Here is a 250-nt window from a genome sequence, read left to right as displayed (position 1 = left end):
TTTTGAACCCGTCGGCGGACTTTGTTACGGCGCCCTCGTGCGCACCGAACATCCCTGCGGAAATGTCGGGACTGATATGAAAACCGACTGCACCGTCGAAACCGTCTAACAGCTTCTCCTCTTGCACGGTGCGGCGCCATATAAGGGCATCGACGCAATCACGATTGCTGCCGCCTTCGTCAACGAGGTGCAGAAGGTGGTCTCGCGCGAAATGCCCGTCGACGACGGCGCGGTTGTCACGGTCGGCAGC

The 250-nt window shown here is 60.0% G+C and carries 1 pseudogene; it reads right to left on the bottom strand.

The features are described from left to right. Positions 1 to 250, bottom strand: a pseudogene (locus FNJ47_RS50315) (hypothetical protein); the annotation flags it as partial.

Origin of the sequence: Bradyrhizobium uaiense (genome assembly GCF_010811875.1) — a bacterium.
Lineage (GTDB): Bacteria > Pseudomonadota > Alphaproteobacteria > Rhizobiales > Xanthobacteraceae > Bradyrhizobium > Bradyrhizobium uaiense.
This window is presented reverse-complemented; position numbering and strand designations above follow the sequence as displayed.